22 protein-coding genes and 1 pseudogene are annotated in these 26,142 nt (G+C 45.8%); 3 read left to right on the top strand and 20 right to left on the bottom strand.

The features are described from left to right. Positions 1-40: 40 nt before the first annotated feature. From BN1938_RS20405 to BN1938_RS20360, 9 genes and pseudogenes are all read right to left on the bottom strand, one after another. The gene (locus BN1938_RS20405) at positions 41-403 is read right to left on the bottom strand and encodes a hypothetical protein (protein ID WP_050642272.1); all 363 of its coding nucleotides are present in this window, start codon (positions 401-403) and stop codon (positions 41-43) included. A 91-nt stretch (positions 404-494) separates the two neighbouring features. Then, complete coding sequence (locus BN1938_RS20400; protein ID WP_050642271.1) at positions 495-2,168, bottom strand: putative polysaccharide biosynthesis protein; 1,674 nt, start codon at positions 2,166-2,168, stop codon at positions 495-497. Positions 2,169-2,246: 78 nt separating this feature from the next. Further along, positions 2,247-2,744: an rRNA maturation RNase YbeY gene (gene ybeY, locus BN1938_RS20395; RefSeq protein ID WP_050642270.1), complete on the bottom strand. Its 498-nt coding sequence runs from the start codon at positions 2,742-2,744 to the stop codon at positions 2,247-2,249. A 308-nt stretch (positions 2,745-3,052) separates the two neighbouring features. Further along, entirely contained in the window at positions 3,053-4,063 is a 1,011-nt protein-coding gene (locus BN1938_RS20390) for a PhoH family protein (protein WP_050642269.1), read from the bottom strand. 154 nt (positions 4,064-4,217) lie between these two features. After that, a complete protein-coding gene (locus tag BN1938_RS20385; protein WP_050642268.1) occupies positions 4,218-5,177 on the bottom strand; it encodes a glycyl-radical enzyme activating protein in 960 nt (319 codons plus the stop codon). An 18-nt stretch (positions 5,178-5,195) separates the two neighbouring features. Next, positions 5,196-6,146 carry an ABC transporter permease gene (locus BN1938_RS20380; protein ID WP_050642267.1) on the bottom strand — a complete coding sequence of 317 codons (951 nt, stop codon included), beginning with the start codon at positions 6,144-6,146 and terminating at the stop codon, positions 5,196-5,198. Positions 6,147-6,164: 18 nt separating this feature from the next. Further along, on the bottom strand, positions 6,165-7,691 hold the full coding sequence (locus BN1938_RS20375) for a sugar ABC transporter ATP-binding protein (RefSeq protein WP_050642266.1): 1,527 nt from the start codon (positions 7,689-7,691) through the stop codon (positions 6,165-6,167). Between the two features lie 79 nt (positions 7,692-7,770). Further along, positions 7,771-8,880, bottom strand: a complete 1,110-nt coding sequence (locus BN1938_RS20370; protein ID WP_050642265.1) for a substrate-binding domain-containing protein — start codon at positions 8,878-8,880, stop codon at positions 7,771-7,773. Positions 8,881-8,914: 34 nt separating this feature from the next. Further along, positions 8,915-11,470, bottom strand: a pseudogene (locus BN1938_RS20360) (pyruvate formate lyase family protein). 264 nt (positions 11,471-11,734) lie between these two features. Between BN1938_RS20360 and BN1938_RS20355 the strand changes: the two are divergent. The 3 genes from BN1938_RS20355 to BN1938_RS20345 are packed head-to-tail and all read left to right on the top strand — an operon-like array spanning position 11,735 to position 15,762. Further along, on the top strand, positions 11,735-13,348 hold the full coding sequence (locus BN1938_RS20355) for a response regulator transcription factor (RefSeq protein WP_050642262.1): 1,614 nt from the start codon (positions 11,735-11,737) through the stop codon (positions 13,346-13,348). Positions 13,349-13,363: 15 nt separating this feature from the next. After that, on the top strand, positions 13,364-14,365 hold the full coding sequence (locus BN1938_RS20350) for a sensor histidine kinase (protein ID WP_050642261.1): 1,002 nt from the start codon (positions 13,364-13,366) through the stop codon (positions 14,363-14,365). After that, on the top strand, positions 14,362-15,762 hold the full coding sequence (locus BN1938_RS20345; protein WP_050642260.1) for an ATP-binding cassette domain-containing protein: 1,401 nt from the start codon (positions 14,362-14,364) through the stop codon (positions 15,760-15,762). Before BN1938_RS20350 ends, BN1938_RS20345 begins: the two co-directional genes overlap by 4 nt. A 55-nt stretch (positions 15,763-15,817) precedes the next feature. Here the strand turns inward: BN1938_RS20345 and BN1938_RS20340 are convergent, their stop codons facing one another. The 11 genes from BN1938_RS20340 to rlmH form a co-directional block, all read right to left on the bottom strand. After that, positions 15,818-17,122 (bottom strand): sporulation protein YqfD, encoded by a 1,305-nt coding sequence (locus BN1938_RS20340; protein WP_187376331.1) that lies wholly within the window; start codon positions 17,120-17,122, stop codon positions 15,818-15,820. A 12-nt stretch (positions 17,123-17,134) separates the two neighbouring features. After that, complete coding sequence (locus BN1938_RS20335) at positions 17,135-17,419, bottom strand: YabP/YqfC family sporulation protein (RefSeq protein WP_044927356.1); 285 nt, start codon at positions 17,417-17,419, stop codon at positions 17,135-17,137. Between the two features lie 185 nt (positions 17,420-17,604). Continuing rightward, complete coding sequence (locus BN1938_RS20330; RefSeq protein ID WP_050642259.1) at positions 17,605-18,222, bottom strand: hypothetical protein; 618 nt, start codon at positions 18,220-18,222, stop codon at positions 17,605-17,607. Continuing rightward, a complete protein-coding gene (locus BN1938_RS20325; RefSeq protein WP_330581597.1) occupies positions 18,179-19,378 on the bottom strand; it encodes a hypothetical protein in 1,200 nt (399 codons plus the stop codon). The genes BN1938_RS20330 and BN1938_RS20325 overlap by 44 nt, the downstream gene beginning before the upstream one ends. Before the next feature lie 38 nt (positions 19,379-19,416). Further along, the gene (locus BN1938_RS20320) at positions 19,417-20,295 is read right to left on the bottom strand and encodes an ABC transporter ATP-binding protein (RefSeq protein WP_050642257.1); all 879 of its coding nucleotides are present in this window, start codon (positions 20,293-20,295) and stop codon (positions 19,417-19,419) included. A gap of 194 nt (positions 20,296-20,489) precedes the next feature. Then, a complete protein-coding gene (locus tag BN1938_RS20315) occupies positions 20,490-21,734 on the bottom strand; it encodes a HAMP domain-containing sensor histidine kinase (protein ID WP_050642256.1) in 1,245 nt (414 codons plus the stop codon). After that, positions 21,722-22,396 carry a response regulator transcription factor gene (locus BN1938_RS20310; RefSeq protein ID WP_050642255.1) on the bottom strand — a complete coding sequence of 225 codons (675 nt, stop codon included), beginning with the start codon at positions 22,394-22,396 and terminating at the stop codon, positions 21,722-21,724. Before BN1938_RS20310 ends, BN1938_RS20315 begins: the two co-directional genes overlap by 13 nt. A gap of 67 nt (positions 22,397-22,463) precedes the next feature. Beyond that, the gene (locus tag BN1938_RS20305; protein ID WP_050642254.1) at positions 22,464-22,952 is read right to left on the bottom strand and encodes an NADH-quinone oxidoreductase subunit NuoE family protein; all 489 of its coding nucleotides are present in this window, start codon (positions 22,950-22,952) and stop codon (positions 22,464-22,466) included. A 508-nt stretch (positions 22,953-23,460) separates the two neighbouring features. After that, complete coding sequence (locus BN1938_RS20300; protein ID WP_050642253.1) at positions 23,461-24,516, bottom strand: endonuclease/exonuclease/phosphatase family protein; 1,056 nt, start codon at positions 24,514-24,516, stop codon at positions 23,461-23,463. Positions 24,517-24,566: 50 nt separating this feature from the next. Next, on the bottom strand, positions 24,567-25,271 hold the full coding sequence (locus BN1938_RS20295; protein WP_050642252.1) for a transglycosylase domain-containing protein: 705 nt from the start codon (positions 25,269-25,271) through the stop codon (positions 24,567-24,569). Positions 25,272-25,632: 361 nt separating this feature from the next. Next, entirely contained in the window at positions 25,633-26,112 is a 480-nt protein-coding gene (rlmH, locus tag BN1938_RS20290) for a 23S rRNA (pseudouridine(1915)-N(3))-methyltransferase RlmH (protein WP_050642779.1), read from the bottom strand. Positions 26,113-26,142: the final 30 nt, after the last annotated feature.

Below are 26,142 nucleotides of genomic sequence, written 5' to 3'. Positions count from 1 at the left end.
AAAGTATATATTACACTATTTGACAGATTTCGTCTACTTATCAGCTCGAATAATTTTCTAAAAATCCGTAGAGTGCCTGTTCCGTCTCGATCAGTTTTCCTTCCTTGACTTCCTCCTGCATATCTTCCGGCAGGTTTGAAAGCGGAATACTTGTAACTTCATAAATTGTTGTCTTGTCATTGAGATAAACTACAATATATCCATGGAGCTCACAAATATAATAGCCTTCATTCTTTGTGGCACTCCCTTTTGTTGTAATGCTTTCCGTTTTCTGTTCCGGAATTTCAGCCTTGGCTTCCTGCCTGTCCAGCATATACTGGTAGCTGAGCTGGTAGCCAATCCCCAGCATGGAAACAAGCAGAAAAACGCCTGCAAAAAAGCCAATACAGTATTTCATTTTCATAAGGACCGACTCCTTTTTTCATACAGTATTGGCTTTTTTTATTATTCTATACAATTTTTCGAAAAAATTATCAGTTTATCGGCTGTTGTTTCTACCGTCCGCCGTGGGGAAGCAGATGCAGTTTTCTGCATATCCTCAGTATTTTCCGTCCCTGGGGCAGATCACGGATATCTTCCGGTGAAAGAGCACCCAATTTTAAGATACTCACGGCGTATACGGCAACGGCAGCCAAAATCGAAAGGATCGTCGGAATACGGCCTCCGATCAGAAGATCAAGCACCAGGTGCACGGCATACGTAACAACACCCATGATGACGGCTGCGAGAAGCGGCTTCACAAAAGTCTTTTCCATCTCCTGACGGTGTCCGTTCGCCTTGTGAATGGCCCTGATATTCAGGATACACATGCAAAGTGCAAATACAATGTTGCTGCCCACAAGCGCGTAAATATTCCATTTAAATACAATCAGCATAATCAGCAGGGAAATGATATGTACAACCAGTGATATTCCCGCATTCTTAGCAGGCACAGATATTTTGTCCAGGCCCTGCAGCACGGAATTTGTAACCGTGGATAAACAGTAAAATACAAGTGTAATGGATCCGACCGCGAGGAGCAATGCCGGTGTACGACTGGAATCTCCGAAAAGCAGAACCATAATCGGTGATGCCAGTACCACAAATCCCACAAAACAGGGGATTGCTATGAGCATGGTGAACCGGACAGACTGGTTAATCTTATTATGAATCTGCGGTCGGTCATTTCTGGCAACCGCTCCGGTCAGACTGGGGATAATAGATGCTGCCAGACCGTTGGCCATGGCGAGCGGTACACTGAGCAGTGTATTATATTTTCCCGAATAAATTCCCAGCAGAGCCATGTATTTTTCTTCCGAATACCCCTGCGCAGCCATAATTTTATTAAATATTGTCATATCCAGTAACTGGTTAATGTTGTAAATCGCAGTACTGAATATAATAGGAACGAGCGTAATCAGAAGAATCTTCAGAATCCGGCCGTAGCTCTCCTGACGGCGGGTTCTGTCTGTGCGGAGCTGTCTGCGTATGACACCGCGGTATACAAAAATGGCAAATAACAGGAAGAACAGGGCAGACAGGGCTCCTGCAATTGTTCCCAGTGTTCCTCCTGCGGCCCCGTATGCAGGCCCCATCAGATCGTTATTCTGCTTCTCCGCCGCTTTTATCCCGATACCAAAGAGGATGCTTGCGCCAGCCAGGCTGATAACCGCATTGACAATCTGCTCAATTACCTGTGACACGGCCGTGGGTACCATGGTGCCAAGCCCCTGGAAATATCCCCTCAGAACACCTAAGACGGATACAATAAAAAGCCCGGGCGCCAGAACCTTCAGGGCATAAGCGCTGAGCGGCGATTCCATGATGTGAGTGGAAATCAGATCCGCGCCAAAGAAAATGATGAGGGCGAATACAGCCCCAATCACAAGGGAAAACACCAGGGAGCATACAAATACGCGGAATGCGTTCCTTCTCTGCCTCATAGCCATCCTCGCGGAGACAAGCTTTGAGACTACGGTCGGCAGGCTCAGGGAAGATAGAAGCAGCGCCAGTGCATAGACTTCGAACGCATACCCGTAAAATCCCATCCCTTCATCCCCCAGAATATTTGTCAGGGGAATTCTATATACAACACCAATGATTTTCGTGATGACTCCGGCAATCGCCAGGATCGCACCCTGCATTAGAAAATCATCTTTTCTCTTTTTTTGCTTATGTGACTCAGCCATAAGTTCCCTCCGTGCAACTGTTCCGTTTACTTAGCAAAGAGTGTGATTGATAATCCTTGCTCCAATGCAAAACACACCCTACCGCAATATCTGAATATTTTCAAGAATGTCCCTCTGCTTCTGCTCCATAAGAAGACGTTCTTCCTCCTCCATATGGTCATATCCAAATAAGTGCAGCATGCTGTGGGCAATCAGAAAAGCGTATTCTCTGCGAGGAGAATGTCCGTAAGCCTCTGCCTGTTCAAGGACTTTATCTTTTGATATGACGATATCCCCCAGCATCAGTTCCCCGGATTCTGGGTTAAAGCAGTCCTGGGAATGCGCTTCCATCTCTGAAAAATCCCCGGGCGTCTCATATTCCAGCATAGGAAAAGACAGCACGTCCGTCGCTTTGTCTATCTGGCGGAACATCTGATTCATGTCCCGGATATCCTCGTCTGTGGTCAGCAGCAGATTAATCTCAGCCTCATACGGACAGCCTTCGTATTCCAGCGCCGCCTCAATCACAAGATTTGCTGTATCTTCTGTATTGAAAGGCAGCTTCAGTCCGCCTTCTTCTTCCATGTATAAACTCATGAGTTACTCCTTTACTAACTGTTTGCCGGTTCGAATTATAATTGTTTTATTTCCAATTCTTTACATACAAACTCCAGCCTATTATACACCTCATTTCACTCCCTTGTAAAGTTGCTTTTTTTACAAAGCTTCCTAGTATAGGACAATCCAAATACCTTGCTGGTTCGGTGAGAATGTTTTTTCGAGAGTGCAGACGCAAAAACGTAGGCGTAGAGGGGCTACTTTGAGGCTTTTGCACCTGTACTAAATGAAAAAGATACAGCCGGGATATCTTTTCCCCGGATGTATCTTTTTCATTCCATTTCAAACTATCTCGTCTTCGGACCGGATCCGATCCGTTTCTTGTCACGTCTTGCCTGTGTACGTTCTTCTTCCTTTTCAAATGCCTTTACAATATCTTTCACAATCTTATTGCGGACTACGTCACGGTTTGATAACTTCGTAACGGCGATATCATCGATACCGCCCAGAATCCGTGCGCATCTTTCCAGACCGGAATCTGTATTCCTCGGAAGGTCGATCTGAGTCACATCACCGGTCAGTACCATCTTTGAGCCTTCGCCAAGGCGCGTCAGCGCCATCTTCAGCGTGGAAAATGACGCATTCTGACTTTCGTCGATTATCACGCGTGCCCGGCTTAAGGTACGGCCTCTCATATATGCCAGGGGAGCAATCTCGATCTCACCGCGCTCCTGATGTTTCTCTGATTTTTCGCGTCCGAATATATCGTCCAGGGCATCGTACAACGGTCTCAGATAGGGGTCTACCTTCTGCGCCAGGTCTCCGGGCAGAAATCCCAGACGCTCTTCCCCCGCTTCTATCGCCGGCCTGCTCATAATGATCTTATCGATTTCCCCCCGTTTTAATTCTTCCGCTGCCTGAGCGACGGCGAGGTATGTTTTTCCGGTTCCGGCAGGGCCGATACAGAAAGTGACGATATTTTCCTTTAACGCTTTTACATAATTCTTCTGCCCAAGAGTCTTACACTTCACGGGGCCATGCTTATAAGTCAGGGTAACGACATCCTGCATGGCTTTATAAGTTTCATCGAGTCCTCCATCCCTGGATTCCTCGATCAGACGGTGTACGGTATCTTCCGTCAGCGCAGCGCCGCCGGTGTGGAGCTGCTTCATGCATTCTAAAACTTCTTTCACACAGTTGACATCAATCTCTGATTCCCCTGCGACTTCCAGCATGGAATCGCGGCCTACAATGCTCACATGAAAGCTGTTTTCAATTAGCTTAATATATTTATCCTCCGGCCCAAAAACGGCCTGCTGTTGATTTATGGTGTCAAACGACAGTTGTTCCTTCTGCAAACGATAATACCTCGCTTTCGTGATTTGGATATAGCACAAGAAGTATTATAGTGGAATCAACCTGTTTTTTCAAGTATTAGGACCCACGTTTTCATTTCTGTTTCACCGAAAATCCACATCGGATAATAAATATACCGGATAAGCACCTGCATTTTTAGAACTTACACATCTCCACACCTGTGCTCCCCGCTGCTGCATTCAGCCTTTCCATCAGCGGCCCGGAGGGAGGTGTCAGGTTTTCTAAACCATACCTCCTTCCCAGCGCCTTATACTTGCCTCTCCCAAGCTTATGGTACGGGAGCAGCTCATACCCGGCCACGGCAGAAGCTCCGGCGCTTTTTATGAACTCTCCGATTGCACGTATTTCCTCCTCCGAGTCATTAAAGCCGGAAATAATTGGAGTTCTGGCGATCAGGTCAAAGGAATACTTCCGCGCCATCTCCGCCATCAGAAGAAATCTATCCAGTATCAGCTTGTTTCCGGAGCCGGTCCATTGTTTATGTTTCATGTCATCCATGCACTTTATATCGAAAAATACCATGTCTGCATAAGGGGCAATCCTTTCGATCGTCTCTGCCTTCCCCGACCCGCAGGTCTCGATTGCTGTGTTGATCCAGCTTTCCTTAAGAGACTTCAGCAGTTCTTCCAGGAATTCCGGCTGGGCAAGTGGTTCCCCTCCGGAAATCGTAACGCCGCCGCCGCTTTTCAGATAGAAGTTCATGTCCCGTTTCACCAGCGCTGTCACTTCTCCAGCAGTCATCTCTTCTCCGCTGATTTTCCTGCATCCCGTGAAGCACTGCTCTACACAGGGAAATGGAGATTCCCGGTCCGCGCAGTCACTGCAGATATTCCTGTCCCCGGCAGGTGATGTCTTTAACGCTCCATAAGGACAACTTTCCATGCAGGCGCCGCATGCAATACAATTGTCCGCAAAAAACATGAATTCTTTCTTATTACTTTGTGTTTCTGGGTTGCAGCACCATCTGCACCTCAGGGGGCAGCCTTTCAGAAAGACCGTGGTCCGCACTCCAAGTCCGTCGTTAAGGGCATACCTCTCAATATTGGCTACAAGGCCGCCTCTTTTTGCTGTACTTCCGTAAACTGAGCCTGTCATGATCCTGTCCCCCTGCATCTAGTCATTCCGATTAGCAAGGACAGCCGCTACAATGATAATTCCCTTGAAGACCATCTGCGGATAGGATGCAATTCCCAAAAGGTTCATGACATTCATCAGAATTCCCATCAGAAATGCGCCGATCAGAGTCTTTACCGCACCTCCGGTGCCTCCTGATAAGGATGCTCCTCCAATCACAACGGATGCGATGGCATCCAGCTCATATCCATCACCTACGGTTGCTGTACCCATGCTCAGGCGTCCCGCAAGAATCATTCCGGCCAATCCAAACAGAAATCCACCGATCGCATATACTGCCACAAGATATCCTTTTACATTGATACCTGCCAGCCTGGCGGTCTCCTGATTACCGCCGATGGCGTAGAGCCCTCTTCCATATTTCGTTTTATTTAGTACAAAAAGTACAATTAAAAATACCAATACCATGATAAAAATCGGTGTAGGAATGAATAAGACAGACCCCTGGATAAAATCCGGCCAGAATGTCCCGTCAATTCTCCGATTCTCTCCTACCTGATACATGTAGGCAAGGCCTTTCAGAATGGATGTCATAGCAAGCGTCACGATAAACGGAGCTACCTTTGCATAAGCGACCAGAACTCCGGTCACACAGCCGAATAAAATCCCTAATCCTCCTACTGCCGCAATTGCCATGGGCCCCATCCCATTCTGAATAAAACCTGCTGTCAGACAGACACAAATACAGACATACGAGCCAACTGAAAGGTCAATCCCGCCTGTGATGATAATCATGAGCATTCCCAGCGCACAGATTGCAGAAATAGAGTTCGTGATCAGGACTGATGTAATATTCCCTACTGTTAAAAATACAGGGGTCGCAAAACAACTGAATATAAATATAAGAATAAAGGCAATAATAACAAAATTATTCTTAATAAATTTCCCTGCTTTGAAATGACCTGTTTTTCCGGCAACAATCTTTTCCATATTTTGATTCCTCCTCACCTATCTCTGCTCATTTACAGTATTGGTTGCATATTTCATAATGTTTTCTTCTGTCAGCATTTCTTTATTCAGTTCCCCTGTCAGGTTCCCCTCGCTCATGATATAGACGCGGTCACTCATACCAATTACTTCAGGCAGGTCGGAAGAGATCATAATAATAGCCACTCCGGCTTTTGCCAGTTCCTTCATAATTGTGTAGATCTCATATTTTGCACCCACATCAACCCCACGGGTCGGCTCGTCCAATATTAAGATCTTGGGGTCTGTCGCCAGCCATTTTGCCAATACGACCTTTTGCTGATTGCCTCCGCTTAAGCTTTTTACCGGATTATGCATGCCTGCCGACTTGATCCCCAGATCCTTGATAAACTTCTCTGTAAGGGAACTCTCTTTCTTTGGGTTCAGCATACGTCTTGTGCGGACCTTGTCCAGCGCTGCAAGAGTTAAATTAAAACACAGGGACTTGTCTACAATCAAACCGTTCCCTTTCCGGTCCTCTGTTACGAATCCTATGCCAGAGCGGATCGCCTCTTTTGGACACTTAAAGAGTATCTCCCTGCCATTCAGTTTAATCTTCCCTTTTCCTGGAATTCTGTAGCCGCCTGTCACCGCCATCATAAGCTCCGTCCGTCCGGCCCCCAGAAGCCCCGAGATTCCTACAATTTCCCCTCTTCTGAATTCCATGCTGACATGGTTTACGATATTTTTCCCGTCATATTCCGAATGGGGTACGCTGTAGTCCAGAATCTCCAGAATAATATCACCCTTTTCTGTCTCTATATCAGGATACATATTCTTTAATTCCCGGCCAATCATATAAGACACAAGCTGATCCGTTGTCAGTTCGCTTGTCTTTTTCGTCACGATCATTTTTCCGTCTCTCATGACCGATACAGAATCCGTAAGTTTAAAAATCTCCTCCAGCCTGTGGCTGATATAGATGATCGTAATTCCCTCATTTTTCAGTTCCTTCAGGATTCTGAACAGGGTCTCTGTCTCACGGTCTGTAAGCGGGGCCGTCGGTTCATCCAAAATCAGTACCCTTCCGCCCATCATAATTGCCTTGGCAATTTCAACTAGCTGCTGCTGGCCAACGCTTAAATACTTTACCTTTGATTTCACATCAATGTCCAGTGACAGCCGCTTTAATGCCTCTTCCGCTTTTTTAAAGACTGTTTTCCAGTCAATCCCCGTATGATTTCCCGGCATATGCCCCAGAAATACGTTCTCAGCAACACTGATCTCAGGAATCAGTGCCAATTCCTGATGCACCATGACAATTCCCGCCTTGTTCGCATCATCCGGGCTTAAAAGCTTCACCTGATTCCCTCCCACAAGCACCTCTCCCTCATATGTATGATGTGAAAAGCTCCCGCTTAATACATTCATCAGCGTAGATTTCCCTGCACCGTTCTCGCCGATCAGTGCATGGATTTCCCCTTCCTCGATTTGAAGGGAAACATCATCTATTGCTTTCACTCCGGAGAATGCCTTTGTTATATGTCTCATTTCAACTGCAAATCCCATACCTAACCACCTCTTTCCCTTTTCTTAAAGGCAAATCCTTTGATAAGGTAAAAGACCGCCCTTTGGCGGCCTTTTCCTTTTAATATGTGGAGTCCGGATCGTAAACATCGTCCACATTACTCTTCGTATAACATGTATTCGGTACGTTAAACGTCGCCGGCGTAGTGACACCGGATGCCTGCTGTGCAGCAAGGTATACCGCCCATTTTCCCATAATTCTCGGGTCGTTGGATACTGTTGCCGCAACACCTTTGTCACCGTCTTTAATCCATTTCAGGACAGATTTTCTTCCATCAATCGATGTAATCATAATCTTCCCGGTCTTGCCGGCTGATTCAATTGCAGAAACAACTCCCTGGCATCCGCCGTCACATGCACTGAAGATAATGTCCAGATCCGGATTTGCCTGCAGAACATCAGTCGTCACTGTCATTGCGGGCTCTGGCTGCCAGTTATAGTACTGGTATGCAACAATATCCAGATTTGATTTTCCGTACTTTTCGAGCATATAGTCATTGTAGCCGTTGATCTGCCCCCATCTTCTCAAATCGGACTCTTTTTCCTGTGCTGCCGCGGAGAGTACAAGTGCTTTTACAGAATCCTTCCATCCATATTTTTCGTCAAATGCCTTTGCTAGTTCAAAGCCGCCCTGATAGCCGCTGTTCTCTACATCAGCAGAGACAAATGTGAAAGGCGCCGCCTCTTCACTCATTGCACTGTTTACGACTGTCAGTGGTATTCCTGCATTATGTACTTTCTCGATTGCGGGAAGAAGCCCTGATGAATCCTTCGGGTTTACAATAATTGCGTCCATTTTCATATTTACCGCAGTTTCAATATCACCCATCTGTTTTGTAATATCATCTTCCCCATCGTATACGGTCAGTTTCACGCCTAAGTGCTCCGCCTCCAACTGTGCCACCCTTACAAGCTGTTCATACCATTCCGAGCCTGCAATGTTTCTTTGAGAAAGCGCAATCTGCAATCCTTCGAATTCATTTTCTTCTCCAATCGGCTCTTCCGGCAGCGTGTTCAGCATTTCATTTGTCGGTGAGAAGCTTTCTCCCGTTGCATTACTTGCTTGTGCACTTTTTGTCTCTGTACTCTTTTTCTGGCTTGCCGGCTGACAGGCTGCTAAAGTCCCCATCACGCATATACACAGAAATATACTCATTATCCTTTTTTTCATCTCTTTTTCCTCCCATTCTTCTGAACAAACTTACCTATAGTTTTTCTTCCGTTCTTTCGATAATATCCTGCTGGACATCCCTTGACAGCTGTGTAAAATACGCGCTGTATCCTGCCACACGTACAAGCAGGTCTGCATATTCCTGCGGATTTTTCTGGGCAGCAAGCAAGGTATCCCTGCTCACGATATTAAACTGCATCTGTGCACCGCCGGAAGCAAAATATTCATCTATCAGACTTACAAATCTTTTAAGTCCGTCATTTTTCACTACCCTTTCCATAACGCACCTCCTCGCATTTTCCAACCTGCATTTAAATTCAGCAAGGCCTCTATCCGGCCTTTTGGAATGTTAATACAGGTCAGACGGGTTAAATTTCAAATTATACAATGAACCGCAGGAAAGCAGTATATTGTTAATCTTTGACACAGAACGGATTGCTGCAGTTGGACCACTCGTATCAGTTCCTTTCATCGGGGACTGACCATCTGCCACCGCAGTGTAAGCTTCCCGTCCGTCCGGTGTCGCGCCGCATACCTTGCCGAACGGAGTGTTGCTTGACACGGTGCTCGTAGAGCAGTGAAGCGTGCCTCCGATTGGACCACGGCCATATCTTGTGTTTTTATAGGAACATAATTCATTTGCTGTAAACGCAAGCATCTCCCTCGCCAGTTCATCTACTTCATCAATGTCATTCCCATATTTTTCAACGCCTTTGCACAGAGCTTGTATCTGCGGGCCCGTCGGCCTGCTCTCCATATCCTGGAAATTTGTTTCCAAAGCATGCTTAAGCTGCGCCCCTGTCAGTTTCTTATCGTCAAATACCAGTTTCTTAACCGCGTAAAGACTGTTGGCAATATTGGCAGTCCCAATGGTCTGCTGCCCTGTGAAATCATACTTTGCACCGCCCTGTTTAAAAGTCTTCCCACGCTCCAGCGTCGTCGTAGGACAGCCAAATACAGAGGTCATCGGCTCATTCATATGCTCTTCCCAGAGCTGGTCAATCGTATTTTCCAGAATCGCCTCCATCTTGATATAATACCGAAGCTGATCCTTATATGCCTCCTTCACTTCCTCGAAGTTTTCAAAGGACGCCAGGTTTTTCCCGTTTTTATTCGGGTGGAGGCAGATACCGGTTCTCGGATCCGTTCCATTATACAGTGACATCTCCAGGGCTTTTGTACAGTTCAGCCATGCTCCGCCGGTTCTGCCTCCCAAGAGCCCTGCCGGTCCCGGTTCCACACATCCGATGATGCAGTAATTATAAGCATCGTTCAGCTCATACCCCCGATTCAGGAGTGCCGGGATATATGTCTCATCATTAAAGATAGACGGAAGTCCTGTTCCAAGCCTCACCACTTCCGCTGTCTTCATTTTGAATTCAAATGGTGTGTTTTTATGGAAACGCACGGTCAGCGAAGGCTGCGGTATTCTTGTATGGTAGATGGCATCTAAACAGATGTAACTGAGTTCATTCGTTGCATCGCATTTTCTCACCGGGTCCTGTCCGCCGATCGTAAGATTCTGGAACATCGGTACTCCCCGGAAATAATCTGTATCCTGCCAGCTTCTTACTTTGTTGCTTGTATAAATCTGCAGGAAAAAGTTTTCTACCATCTCAACCGCATGTTCCCGGTCTAAAAGTCCTTCGGCAATATCTTTTTTATAAAATGGATACATAAATTGGTCAAACCGCCCAAAGGAAATTCCCACACCATTATCTTCTATATGCAGACAGATATGGGTGATGATGATAAACTGAAGCGCCTCTTTGAAGGTCCTGGCCGGTTTTGCGGGAACATGGGTGCACATTTCTGCGATTTCTTCCAATTCCTTTTTTCTGGCCGGGTCAGCTTCTTTTACTGCCATCCCGGCGGCAAGCTCTGCATATCTTGCCGCATAATGAATGACCGACTTGGCCGTTACAATAGCAGCTTCATAAAAATCCTTTTTCTTTACCGCTTCGGGATCATTTTTCCAGTCCAGATGATCAAGCCCCTGCTCTGCAAGATTCATAATTTCTTCCAGGCCGTGGTTAATCAGCCATTCGTGTGCTGTAGCAAAGTGACCGTCACCGCCCTGAAAATATGCCCCTATATCCGCGGCTTTTATCTCATAGTGGGTCAGGAGCGCCTCTTTCGGCAGCCTGCTCCGAAGCCTGTCCACATGCGTTTTGCCCTTCCACCAATCACATATATGGCGAATGTCATCCATGTCCTCCTTGCGCAGAACGTATCTGTCTGCCGGTCTTGTATCTGGGAAATATGGATTCCCTTTGATAAATTCCTCCTCCATCCACTCCACTTCAAACTCTGGAAAAATGGGCGCCCAACGCGGTTTTGAGGATTGGTTGCCTGCAAACAGGCTCCCTGGCATCATGTAGATACTCATATTCTTTAATACATGCTCAATCGCGCGCGCCCGTTTTAGTACATTCGGCAGATCCGGTTCTGTTTCATAAAATTCCGTCAGATATTTTCCTCTCTCTATGCAGATACCGCTTTCAAAAGAAGTAATATACCTGTATAATTCATCAATACGCTTTGATCTCACTGGCTTCGTACTGATTTGATACGAAAGGTTCTCTACCATATATTCCCTCCTACTATTTCATGTACATCTATGGTTTCACGATATATCGGTCTTCCTGCAATTATTATATTTGTTATTATATTCTGCTTCAACTCATTATCTTTGGTAAAAAGAGGATTTTCTTTAGTTTTTTGTGTGTTTTGTATGGTTTTGATATCTTTTTCTTTTATTCATTGTATTTTTTCACTACATCTATTGAAATCTCCGGTACAATCCATTATACTGATTCCAATCTGGTACATCATATTTAAGGGGGAGGATTATATGTTAAAAGTTTTGATTATAGATGATGAAGAGAAGGTCTGCAGACTGATCCAGTGCCTGATTGACTGGGAGTCACTCGGTCTGCATATCGCAGGTATATGCCATGACGGACTGCTGGCCCTGGATATGGTAAAAGAAACTTCTCCGGACATTATCATTACCGATATCCGAATGCCAGGATGTGATGGACTTACCCTGATACGGGCTGCAAAAGAATTCAATCCCGGAATTCATTTTATTATTATCAGCGGTTATGGGCAGTTTGACTACGCACAGCGTGCCATTCAATACGGTGTTTCTGATTATATTTTAAAGCCAATCAAAGAAAAAGACCTAAAGGCAACACTAGTCTCAATCGTAGAAAAGCACCAGTCAATGGAATCGCATAAGCAGCAGGATGAAGCAATCCGAAAAGAGTTAAATTCGACTCAGGAACGCATCAAATCCAATTTCATCAACGATCTGATTTTAAACCCGCAGATCATACAGGCCTTCCATTCGATTGAAGATATCAACCGGACTTATTACACCGATTTTAAGGAATCTGCTTTTACTCTGCTTTGCATTTATCTTGACACCCCTGATGAGAATGGACGGACAATTGTCAGTGATTTTCTGGTGAATAAAGCAGCCGGGATCATTGATTCTGAAACAGGGCAATATCATGACTGTTCCATGACCGTTTCCGGCAAATACATATATTGCCTTGTCAATGACAATGAAGAACAGCTTTCACACATTTACCAGACTTCCAAAAGCATCCGGGGCGCCCTGCTGTCATTAAAAGAAATCTTTCCTGAACTTCATGTGATACTGCTTCAAAGCGGTATTAAGAACACTTTTGCAGAAATCACCGATTGCTTTGGAGAGATAGAATCTGCACTGTGTGAAAAAGTCCTCTCAGGGAGCGATGCCATTTATTCCTATTCCCGGATACCGATATGTAAAAATCAAGTATCGGACTTTATCACCCCCTCTTTCAGAAGCCAGTATCTTAGTTATGCAGAGACATTCCAGTACGAAAAGCTGCGGGAATTTCTTTCTGGTCTTGCGCATCAGCTTGTCCATCTGGACTCTGTTACGGGCGCGTTCATCCGACGGGTATACAATGAAATTGTTACACTCTTTTTATTCTGCCTGAATCAGCATAAAATCAATGTATCTTCGGACGAGCTGACTGATAAATGGAATACTTGTTTTCTTTCCTTTACTTCTGTTTATGATGTTTTTTCTTATCTCGCCGAAGAACAATGTGCTTTGCTTCAGGACTGGAAATCCCATAAGAAGAAAGCGCAGTCCAAAGCTGTACTTACAGCGAAACAATATATCAACGAGAATTATGAGCAAAGCCTGACACTGGAACAGATTGGGCAGGTAGTCGGTCTTAACGCCTCTTATTTTTCGAATATCTTTAAGAAGGAGACCGGGATCAGCTTTATTGAATACCTGACAGATGTCCGCATTCAGAAAGCCAAAGACCTGCTCACAGAGACAGATCTGGAAATCATTGAGATAGCCGAACGTACCGGCTTCCATGACTTGAAATATTTTATAAGGTGCTTCCGCAAGACTACCGGAATGACTCCTGCAGCTTACCGAAAACTTTTTTCCTGACATACGGGTGAGAACATGAAAAAAACTTATTATCATATACTTTGTACATTCTCTGTCATTCTGGTTGTGTTATCCGACATTGCCGTCTGTCTGACAGTGATCCCCGGGAAGATCTCTTATACAGCACTGTTCTTTTTACTGGCAGCAGTCCATATAGCATTGTTCGTTTATATTTGGTATTTTCTCCGCAGGCCGCAGAAAATCCTAAAAGAAGCTTGCAGGGATTATAATTCCATGCAGGATTTTGATGCCTTTCTGGCATCAGCTTCTCCCTTTCTGTCCGAAGATCTGCTGCATATGATGTATGATTTTAAACATCAAAAAATAGATTTTGCAAAGTCTCAAAAACAGGCGGAATATCTTGCGCTGCAGAACCAGATTAATCCGCATTTTTTGTATAATACACTGGAAGCCCTGCGGGGGGATACACTTTACGAGGGATTGAAGACCGTTTCATCGGTCATTGAGGCACTGGCTACCTTTTTCCGTTATACAATTACCGATACCGGCAATCTGACTACGATGGAGAATGAATTGGACCATACAGAAAATTACTTTATCATACAGAAATACCGGTTTGGGGATAAAATTAATATGAACGTTATCTGGCCGGATGACAAAAACGAGGTTCTTACCCTGCTCATTCCTAAACTGACGCTCCAGCCAATCATTGAAAATTCAATCTTCCACGGACTTGAAAAAAAGAGCGGGAATGGGAAAATTACGATTTCGATTGAAACCACAGAACGGTTCCTGTTTATCAATATTTCAGACACAGGCATTGGCATGACGCACGATATTCTGCATCGGATCAATGCATCTCTCGAGAATCCTGCCAAACCGCCAGCCCCCACAGGGAAACAGGAACGCCAAAGCATTGCGCTTCAGAATGTAGCACGCAGGATAAAACTTCTGTTCGGCAATGAATACGGCCTCCATGTCTACAGTACTCAGGGAATCGGAACCGATGTCCGTATCATCCTGCCCAAAATACAGAAAAGGAACCTGACTCTATGAAAAAGGAATTATTTCGTATCTTCAATCTGTCGATTCGCCAAAATCAAAGTGCAGTCCTTTCGAACCTCTATCTGCAGGTTTTTGAAGGGGAGCATACTGGAATTCTTTTTAATAGTTTTTATGAGAGAACAGCTTTCTTAGATTTTATTGATGGTAAAATTTCTGAAGTAGAAGGAATCATTTATTTCGAAGAGACTGCTGTTACATATCAGGATTATATCCGTTCATATAAAAAGGAAACGGCGATTATCTATGAGTCCAGCCGTCTGATGAACAGCCTTTCCGTATATGAAAATTTATTTTATGAACAGCTTTCATTTTTATGGATTACGGCTAAAAAGTATAAGAAAATGGCAGAAAACCTGTTCGAATTCTTTCACCTGTCTTTAGATGTTAATCAAAAAGTGAAGTCGCTGACCAATTTTGAACGAATTGCAGTTGAGCTGGTCAAAGCATTTCTGCAGGGAAAGAAACTAATTTTTTTATCGAATGCCGCCTCTCTTTTAGATGCCGGTGAATTCGAACAGCTTTTATCTATTCTCAAGGTATTAGAAAAGCACGGTATCACGTTCCTTATCGGAGAGACTTTTGATATCCGTCTCTTTCGGCTCACGTGTACGCTTCATCTGATAAAGAACGGACAGACCCTCCGAATCCTGCCGCGCTCTCAGATCTGCCAGGAAGAGATTCAGAGGTCACTTGGCTCATATTCTGTTCTTCGTCATCAGAAAAGCCATCATCAGGACAAGGATATCAAAGAATCCGTTCTGGCCTTCGATAATGTGCAGGATATATTGCCTGCCCCGCTGTCGTTTACGCTGAAAAAGGGGCAGATCTTGAAAATCATCTGTTCCAGTAACCGCGAAACAGATTATCTTTTATCGATCTTGAGACGGAGAGCATCAGCCGGCAGCGGCAGTATACTTTTCAGGGGACAGCCTTTACAGTCAGTCTCTCTGAATCAGTATCTGAAAAGTTGCGGAATCATTGAATCTAATCCGCGCCGGACCGTACTTTTCCACAACATGACCGTGCTCTATAACCTCTGTGTACCGCTTGACAGCAAAATCCATAATTTCTGGACCAATCCAGGCAATCAAAAGGGGGTTGAATACACGCTTAAGGATATAATTCCTCCAGGATATCTCCAGATGAATATCGATCAGGTGCCAATGGAAATTGTACAGAAAGTCATCTACTGCCGCTGGCTTTTATATGTTCCCGAATTACTGGTCTGCATGAACCCTTTTTCCATTATAGATACTTCCTTAAACCAGATTACGCTGGACATGCTGCGGCTTCTCTCTTCAAAGGGAATCGCCGTGCTGATTATCTCTAATAACTGGACTATGGATACAGAAATAGAAGGAGAAGCAGTATTTTTAACACAAGAATAAATAACAGGGAACAATGCGAACAGTTCAGGCAGGACTGAGCTGTTACGTACAATGATTATTCTTGCGGCCCGCCGGCCTCCTCCTGCCCCTCATTTTCAATCTCCATAATTTCCGTATCCGCCTCCTGTGTGATTCTTTCATTGAGATACAAAATTCCTTTTGCCGTAGCCGTATTTTTGCTTATATGTATTTTGACTCTGTTTTCCCGGATCTGGACGTCATTTTCCTCCAATTCCTTGGAAAACTGCTTAAAGTTGCTGCTCAACTGTTTTTGAAGCTCTTCTTTTGTGTATGGTTTCTCTTTGGACGTATAGGATCTTACGATTTTGCTGCCATAGGATAGCGGAAGATAAAAGTTCTCGCCCAGTTTGAGTTGATGCTCATTGGTATACATCTCCCACTCTTTGTAATCATTTTTCACGGTTCCCGCGGAGATGTACCAGGAACCTGCCTTGATATAATACAGCCGCCGCTGTGACTTTTCATAATATTTCTTTTTATACGTTGTGCTGATCGAGTCCTCGTAATTCAACTGCGTATCTGCAAATATATCGGCGTCGGACTTCTGATACTGGTAACCGGTCACTTCCCCCGCGTCATTAAGCACCTCTATCCTGCCGGTTACAAGTACATCCCCTTTCGCCACGGTGTCGCCCACATGAACCTGTGGAATACCGGATCTAGTAATAATGCTGGTAATGACGCCATCCTTTGTAGCTATCAGATCGCTGGGCGTCTCCGTTTCCTTTCCCGCATCCGGAGATGCATCCCCCTGGCCTTCTGCTCCCGCACCATCGGCACTTTCTGATTCTTCCCGGAAAGTGTCCTCATTCTCCTTAATCTGAATGCGCAGCCGGCTTCCATCTATGGAGGCGGATACCCAGACAATATCGTCATACTCTTTTCGGATATCTTTTACAATCTGCGCGCAGTCTACTTTCTTTTTTGCCATATGCGGGGACACATCTTTCGTCTCAAGAAATTCCAGCAACGTCTCGTTTGTCCATTTTTCATTGCCCTCAAAATGGATATCCCATATAAAACTCGAATAGAAATATAAGAGGCCAAGACAAAGAATAAAGCTGATAAAAAAAAGCTTTCGCTTTCTGTATCTGTGCAGAAAGAAAGGAAGACCGTTTCTCTGGACAAGTAAAACTTTTGTATGAGTCTTCCTGACAATCGGCCTGAGTCTGCGGAATCCCTTCAGGCTCATATACATCTCGTATGCATTCCCGCAGGGATTCAGCCCCCAAATATAGATCTGGTGATGGCGGCACAGGTTCAGGAAACGTTCCGGGGAATAGCCTTCCACCCGGATTTTTACATACCCGTGAATATAGCGAATGATTGACTGAATCACTGTTTCCTTACCTCACTTACAATATTCTAGTGATAAAATCCTGCCTGTTATTTTCATCTCATCATTCGTATAATATTCGATCTGCAGATTCTTTCCCTGCAGCCTGATCTGATATCCCTTGGTCTGTACACGGATCAGGACATCCGTGTACTCTATAATGCCCCGGTAATTCTCAATGCAGACTTCCCCTGCCCCTATGATGGTCACAACAGCCGCCCCGAGGACTACGTCTTTTGGCATGCTGGCTGCAGAGGCCAGCTTTTCCTTTATTTTTTCATTTTCTATTTCTCTTCCCATATAGAAATGCCACACATACGCCCTTTATTTGTAGTATATGTGCGGCATTTTTGTCCTATTCGGTTAACAGTTATGTTTTATCCCGCGGCAGCCGGCGGCGGATGGCAGCGACGCGCAAATGTATGATGTCATGCGGAGCATGACGCGTGTCTCGCCGCAAGTACGCCAAGGCGTACTTGAATGAATCACTTTCGTCCCCTTATCAATATCCCCGCTGCAATGAGTATCAGACCGCCCGCTAACAGCCAGAATTTTTCCGCATAGCTGCCTTGGGACATGGAAAACGGGTAAAATACTTTCAAATATTTTGCACCGCTTCCAAATGCGACGATATAGTAAAAGACAGGAATCATATAACCTGCAATCAGATTGTCGAACAGAGCGAAGCCAAAGATCCCCAGCCCCCCTACAAACAGCATTTCGGCCAGGGTGCCTCCGTAGTATGGGAGTATATGGAGCTGACAGCTGTTGTATGAAAGCACCGCCATGTAAACGCCCAGCAGGATTGCGAGCAGAACGACTGCTTCCAGCACACGGATGCCGTATATCGCTGTAATTTTCGTATATTTTGAACGGATCAGGTCGCGGAGGTCCGGATTCTGCTCCGGCAGAAACACCGGCGTCAGCATAATGATGCCCAGCAGCGCCACGTAGCGTTCCAGTACTTTTGCAGCATCCTCATAGGGCAGATTCTCCACGCCCAGTACAAGCGGAGAAAAACAGAGCAGAAGGATGGCAATCATGGCATGAACGGGAATATTATGCCTTGTGTTTTCTTTTAAGATTTCCAAATATTTTGCCACGGATATCCAGCCTCCCTTTTCTTTTTTGTGTGTAAATAAAAATGGATATTGCTAACAGGAGAAGCGAAAATGCCGCGTAAAGCCCCCTGTTTGCCGCTAGCTGACCAAAGTTTTCATGAAAGCCCGAATAATTATAGACCGTATTGTGCCTTGGTACGAGGCTCCATCCATATGCACCCCCGTGCATACTGTTCATGGATCCGAAGATTGTCAGGAACCACCAGGCTATCTGAACCAGGACCCCGAGTGCAGTATCCGTCAGTTCGGTCAGTACCAGCCCGACTCCTGCGGAAGCCATTACCGTTGGAAGAAGCCAGCCGAAGCTGTATTTAACTAATGCCAGAACATCCGTCTGAATCCCTGTACCGGATGCAGACTGTAAGCACTGAACCAGCGGGATACAGGATAACAGGAGAACCGGAACCATGATCATAATCAGCATGGCAGCATACCGGCTTGTGATGATACAGGCAGAGGATGCCTTCCTGCTGGCAATCAGTTCCTGCATCTTTGAGCGTCTGTCACGCAGCCCGCGGGTCACTGCCAGAAAGACCGGCAGAATACCGAGCAGAATTCCCATATAGTCACAGAACAGTCTCGCATAACCACCCGTGAGATGGTCGTTTTCTATCAGACTATTATAGTCTTCCAGAGCCTCCTCATATGACTTAGGCTGGGAGACGCTTGTCTCCAGGCTGTCCGGCGCATAGTAAGAGCCTCCGCCCAGAATATCGTCGACTTCCTGCATGAACGCTTTAAACCGTTCATACGTCAGGCCTTTTTTTACCTGTGTTGGGCTGCTGCCGTATATCACCTGGGCGCCGCCTTCTGCCTCCTGTATTGCATCCGCAATGTCGCCTTCCCCCGAAAGCCCTGTAGTCTCCTCCACAATCTCGCCAATCCGCTTCTGCTCCTCTTCGCTTGGAGTGACAGACTTATAAAATCCGATTGGATAGGTGGTATATGTTCCTGCCAGGTATTCCGAAACAAGCCGTCCAAGTACAGATTCCATGATATCCGTCTCATTTCCTCCATATGTCCATCCGTAATTTTCCTGTCCCGGCTCAGGCTTTTCATCTATCGTCATTCCTCCCAGCTGGGAAAAATAAAAGACCACAAGAATCACCACGATCAGCCAGTAGATCATACTTTTCATTGTCTGCCGGCATTCTTTTGCTAGTAAACTCAGGAACATCAGAGATCACCCCGCTCTCCGTGCATAAGATACATGTAGGCATCTTCCACTCCCGCCTCACAGCACTCAGCATGTGCAAATGGTTTCTTTTCGGCAATAAAACGGACCATTACGTTATTCCCAAGCGTCAGCATGCTGGTGACAACATAGCGTTCCTTCAGCCGAGGAAGCTCGGATTTGCTGATCTGGGCCGTGTAGACTCTTCCGTCCGCCATATCAATCAGATCAGAGACCGTCCCCTGATACAGGATCTCACCCTCATTTAATACCGCAATCTGTTCGCACGTAGCTTCGATATCTCCGACAATGTGTGTGGACAGAATAACGATTCTCTCCTGGGCAATTTCGCTCAGCAGATTGCGGAACCGGACTCTCTCCTCGGGATCCAGGCCTGCAGTAGGCTCATCTACTATCAGCACCTTCGGATTGTGGAGAATAGCCTGTGCGATCCCCAGCCGGCGCTTCATTCCGCCGGACAATGCCTTTACCTTTTTCTTTTGATCCTCCAGGAGATTCACCTGGGACAGAAGCTTTGGTATCAATTCTCTGCGTTTCCGGCTTCCAAGCCCGGACAGTACGCCCAGATAATCCATTGCCTCGTAAACGGTCATATTCGGGTACATGGAAAATTCCTGGGGCAGATATCCTGTGATCCTGCGCACTCTTGCCGCATCCTCCACCGGAATGCCGCAGACAGAGACGCTTCCCTCTGTCTTAGGCAGGAGCGTTGCAAGCACTTTCATCAGTGTGGTCTTGCCTGCGCCGTTTCTGCCAAGCAGGCCGAACATCCCCTTGTGAATTGTAAGGTTCACATCTTTTAAGGCACATTTTCGTCCGTAATATTGATTTAAATGTTCAATTTTAATTTCTGCAGACATTTTTCTCATCCTCTCTTATTGTCATTCTCTGCTCCCGGGGGGCACGGATTACGGGGTGCCCTTTGGGTATACATTGTACTGCAGCTAAGCTGCAGACCCGCCCACAGGGCATGGATTACGGGGTGCCCTTTGGGTATGCATATATATTAGCCCGAAAATGTCTACACTTTCTCTACAAAAACTTAAGAATCTCTTCATTCATTCTTACAGGAAAATGAAGCCGTCACAACGGCGCCTTGATCGATACTGTTTGCAATGCTCAGCGTTCCTTCATGTTTCGCACAGATATGGCTGCAGATATGGAGCCCAATGCCAAAATGTGGATCTTCCTCCCCGCCTGCGGCATCGGAAGCCCTGTGTTCTTTATAATAGGGATTCAATGCATTCTGCAGATCGCCCTGGGTGAAACCTGGGCCGTCGTCATGTACGGTAAGCACAAGAAGCTCCGTCTTATGCTCAAAATCCAGCCGAACCCGAATTCTGCTTTCCGCATAGCGGATTGCATTTGAAAGCAGATTCTCCAGTACCTCCAGGATCAGACCGGTGTCTGCAAAAAGCATGGCATCCTCACTTTTCTCAGCGGTTACCGCTAAAGTAATCTGTATATCTCCTATCTGGTTCAACGAAAAAATGACTTCGCGGATCTCATTTTCTATTCTGGATAAATCACTTTTTTCTCTGTGTACCGGAAGCTCATCAATGCTGCGGATACCTTTCATCGTCCGGCTGTACTGTTCCAGGCGGTTCAGGTGTGAAGACATCAGATGCAGCGTGTCCAGCATCTTTTCTTCGTTTACTTTGCCCTGCGGAATATAGCGGGCAAGAAAGTCGGAATATCCTTTCAGAACGGTTAAGGGCGTCCGCAGGTCGTGGGCGAAAGCCGCATTGAGCTGCTTCTGGTTTTCCACAAGTTCCCACATCATCTGCTTATTATGTATGAGTTCCTGCTTCATTTCATCAAAGGAGCGGCAGAGTTCCCCCATCTCGTCCCGGCTGTCATAAGTCAGGTCAAAATCCAGATTATTATTCCTGACGGCCTCCGTACCCTCCTGTAGAATCCGAAGGGGGGCCGAAAGCCTCCTTCTATAAAATATCCTGCAGGCCAGTATGGAGCCCACAAGGGTATATAGAAACGGACACCAGGTACGAACAAAATCCAGCAGATTCACCAGCCCGCTGTCACGGGACGATAAACTGGAAAGAGTCTGCGTCCAGAGTGGCCAGCCCGACAGATTCACACTGTATATCCATATATCCTCGCCGTTGTTATAGCTTTGCAGGATCCTGCTCTCCCACTGAAAACAGAAGATAATTGTGACATAAGAAAGAAACATAGCGGCTGCGGCCGCCACCAGTATATAAGCAGTTATAGCAGTGCAGAACCGTGTGTTTCTTATTCGCATTCTCGTATGTTCTATCTTTTCTTCTAACCAATCCATTTATAACCAACTCCCCATACAGTTTCAATATACTGATTATCGGTGACTGCTGACAGCTTCGAGCGGATACGGCGTATATGTTCCGTTACAATACTGCTGTCCCCTTCCCCGTCATAGCCGCGGACTCTGTCGTAAACCTGTTCTCTTGTGAATACCTGGCCAACGTGCATGGACAACAGTTCCACAATATTAAACTCTGTCTTCGTCAGATTGAGCGCCTTCCCGTCATAATATACACAGCGTTCTGTATAATGTATGGCAAGGCCTCCCTGCATCTTAACCGCCTGTACTTTTGTCCTGCGTTCTTCTCTGCGCAGATGTGCCTCGACCCTGGCCCCCAGTTCGTCAATACTGAAAGGCTTTAATATGTAATCATCCCCGCCCAGCATAAGCCCTCTGATCCGATCCTGTTCTTCCACCTTAGCCGTCAGAAACAAGATGGGGCAGGATACATGGTCACGGATCATCCTGCAGACCTCAAACCCGTCAAGCCCGGGCATATTCACATCCAGCAGAATCAAATCCGGTCTGCGTGAGGACTGCTCCAGCGCCTCCACACCATTGAAGGCACTGGCGACCTCATACCCCTGAATCTCAAAATAATCTTTTAACAGCTGCACAATCCCCGGTTCATCGTCCGCAACTAAAATTTTTTTACTCATAATCTTTAATCCTCTCCATTACAAGATAATAACATTTTATTATACCGGATAAATCTCTACAAAAACCCTATAATCCCAGATGAAATTTATTTTTCAATATTCCCGTCAGCATCTCCTCATCCACCCCCGTATACAATTCCCCATCAATCAGCAGATTAGGAGCCGTTCCGCAGTGTTTCAGACAGCTCTGCGTGCGAACCCGCACTTTCCCATCCCTGGAAATCCCATTCCGCCGCACCTTCAAAACTTTCTGCAGAAACGAAAGAATATCCCGTCCCCCCTGATCCGCACAGGCCTTCCCCATACAGACAACAATATCATGCAGAAAAGCCGCCTCCTTCAAAGTAGGATACATCCGAACCAAAGCCCTTATAAAGGAAGGCTTCACCCCAGTCACCGCAGCCGCCCGCTCAATAACCCCAGCCGTAATACACCCATAAACATCCTGCAGCTCCCGCAGCAAAGCCACAATCAACTCCTGCTCCCCTCGATTATCCATACCCCCATAATAAGCCAAAATCTCCTCACTCTTCCGTTCCCGTTCCAATTCATCCATATATTCACACCCCAAATCCCAATTTATACATCAGTATACCCCATTCCCATAAATTTTAATTACCAAGAGAACAAATGAATTCCTAAAGATAAAATTCCCGTCGGTATCTCATAAAAACCATCCACCAAAACACAATCCTAACATTCCTATCAGTTAATTGCCTCACCAAAATCCGCGAAGCCATTCCCAATCTGCCTCTCCCTCCACTGTTCCCCACAAAGGGAAAAATCCTGCCGCCCTGATGCGCCAGCGCCGAAGATGGACAGACGGTACGGTGTGCAGGGAGTGGGCGGCGGTTTGCATTTGCTAGAGTGCATTTACGAATTCTTGAAGAAGTCAGGCGGAAAACAGGGGGAAATCCGTGATTCCGAATCACGGATTTCCCCCTGTTTTCCGCCTGACTTCTTCTTAGAATTCGTTAATAAACGGGTGCAATAGCAAACCGCCGCCCACTTCCTGCACACCGTACCGTCTGTCCATCTTCGGCGCGTCCCCATACCCGCCGCATTTATTTCATTTCAAAACACCCTCTAACCGGCTGATGATCCGTGTATTCGAATTGTGTATCTATATTTTCCACCTGTTCCACATTTATATTATTCGATACGATAAACCCATCCAGCACATACACCTGTGATTCTTCATAATTCCCGCTGTATGGCCCATTCAGAAGCCTGCAGGTCGGCGCATTATCGGACACTGCGTAGGAAAATCCATCAGGTATCTCTTCCTTCCCCACAATCCCGGGTACCCAGCTATCTTTATTATGGATAGGATATGTATCCATGCCCTCGAAGGTCTGGTTAAAATCACCTCCGGCAATGACATAATTTCCTTTTTCATATTCCGACTTTAACTTTTCAGCGAGAATTTTGCTCTGTGCTCTCTTTCCTTCCCCGCTGTCATAGGCTTCTAAGTGGAAGTTAATCAGCACGAGCTCTTTATCCGTATTTTTGAGCGGAATCCTGGATTCCAGCATACAGCGTTTCAGATTGCAGGTCTTGACAGGCCATGAAAACGACTCCGGAAGTGCGATGCGCGAGGAATCGCTTACATGCAGGCCAGTCATAGTGACAAGCCCGCTCGTAACTTTTCCGATTGGAGGCAGCGGGTAGGGAACGTAATCAACCTTAAAATTGCATGCAAACATTCCGGGCAGTCCCAGTTCCTGCTCGTAGTAATCCTGTTCATCAATATGATAGGAGCGCTTGGAATCCCGGTCCACTTCCTGGAGAAAATAAATATCCGCATCCTGCTCTTTCAAAATGGATGCGATTCCGCTCAGGTTGTTTTCCACAAGTTCTTTGCTATCCGGCTGCACCTTGCTGCCCCCGTCCATAAAGAAATCCTCATCTTTACTCAGCCCGGCATACCCGGTATTATAGGTCAGAACTGTAAACCTCTCTCCAGTCGACAACTCAGCGGTTCCGTCTCCCGGTTCTACAGTCTCCACGGCATCAGGCCGGTATTCACGGATCGTATAGTACCCCAGGATTGCAGCTGCTACAATAATGAATGCCAGCAGAATGATACTAACTGCTTTTAATGCTTTTTTCTTTTTCATACACTCTGGTCTCCTTACCACCAAAAAGGATTTTATATTGTCTGCTGCTCTTAGCTGCCTGCTGCAGCAGACACGATTGCGTCCGCCTCTTCGCGGGTCAGATATTTTTCTTCAACCATGGAATCCAGCACCTTTTTCTGGCGCAGTCGGGCAAGTTCCGGGTTTACCGTAGGTGCATAGGCGGAAGGGGCATTTGGAATCCCAGCCAGCAAGGTGCACTCATAATCATTCATATCCTGCGGCGCTTTACCAAAATATCCCATGCTTGCATCCGCAACGCAGTAATAACCGTCTCCAAAATAAATGCTGTTTACATAAAGTTCCAATATCTCGTCTTTACTGAATTTTCGTTCCAATGCAATTGCCATGAAGCCCTCCGCCACTTTCCTGATCAGGCTTCTCTCCTGGGTGAAATACATATTTTTGGCAAGCTGCTGTGTGATCGTGCTGCCGCCTTCAATCAGTTGACGGGCATGGATGTTATTCTTGATGGCCCGGCCAATCGCAATGGCGTCAATCCCCGGATGTTTATAAAAACGTTTATCTTCTACGGCCACAACCGCGTTCAAATAGATATCCGGCAGTTCTTTCAGCGGTGTGTACGATGGTGATGCTTTGATTTCTTCTGCTTTCTGGTCTATGCTCATATTCTCTAAAGCATCTTCGTATTTTACATAACCCTTATATCCAAAATACCCACCCACACACAGAAGACACAGGAGAATCAATGCCAGCAGCCGTCTGATAAATTTCATATTTGACCTCTCTTTCGTACGCTTATCTGTATCTATTGAAATCATATCAGAGGAAGATAATATTAACCTAATAATACTCTTAAATTTTTCTTAAAATCCTACCCCCCCTTATCCCGCGGCTTGCCCTCCATATGGTTAAGGAATCTTTTGTAACACTACTATGCATACTAATTACTTTCTAACACCGCAAGTAATTCTTCGGCGCTATAAAAGGCATCACTTTCATATCCCTCTGTTGCTTTCGTTTTATCATATATTTCATTTAGAGAACTGAGATAATCTTCCTCCGCCATCTCTGTGCCATTCCAAAAGTATTTGTAAAAAATCCAGAGGAATTTTATATATCATAAAAATCCGCTTTTTATTTATGATATGGCTCCCCCTGAATAATACGGTAGCTGCGATAAACCTGTTCCAGCAGTATCACCCGCATTAGCTGATGCGGAAAGGTCATTTTAGAAAAGCTCAGGGCAAAATCAGATCGCGCCAATACAGAAGAACTTAAACCGATGGAACCTCCAATCACGAACATGATATGGCTGGTACCAGTAACGCCCAGTTTTTCAATCTTACCAGCCAGCTCTTCTGAAGTGATCTGCTTTCCCTGGATCTCAAGAGTCATGACAAAGGCATCCTCTTTGATATGCTTTAGAAGCCGTTCCCCTTCCTTCTCACGGATGCTTTCTTCGACCGCCGCGCTTGCCTGGTCCGGTGTTTTTTCATCGGCAACCTCTATGATATTCAATTTGCAGTATTTACTCAGTCGCTTACTGTATTCCGCGATTGCATCTTTCAGATATTTTTCTTTAATTTTACCTACTGTTAATACAGTGATTTTCATATCTTTTATTCCTTCAGTTTTTTGTATCGA

Source organism: Eubacterium sp. SB2, from assembly GCF_001244405.1.
GTDB classification, from domain to species: Bacteria; Bacillota; Clostridia; order Lachnospirales; family Lachnospiraceae; genus Faecalicatena; species Faecalicatena contortus_B.
Note: the sequence above shows the minus strand (reverse complement) of the source record. Positions and strands in the feature narration are given on the sequence as shown.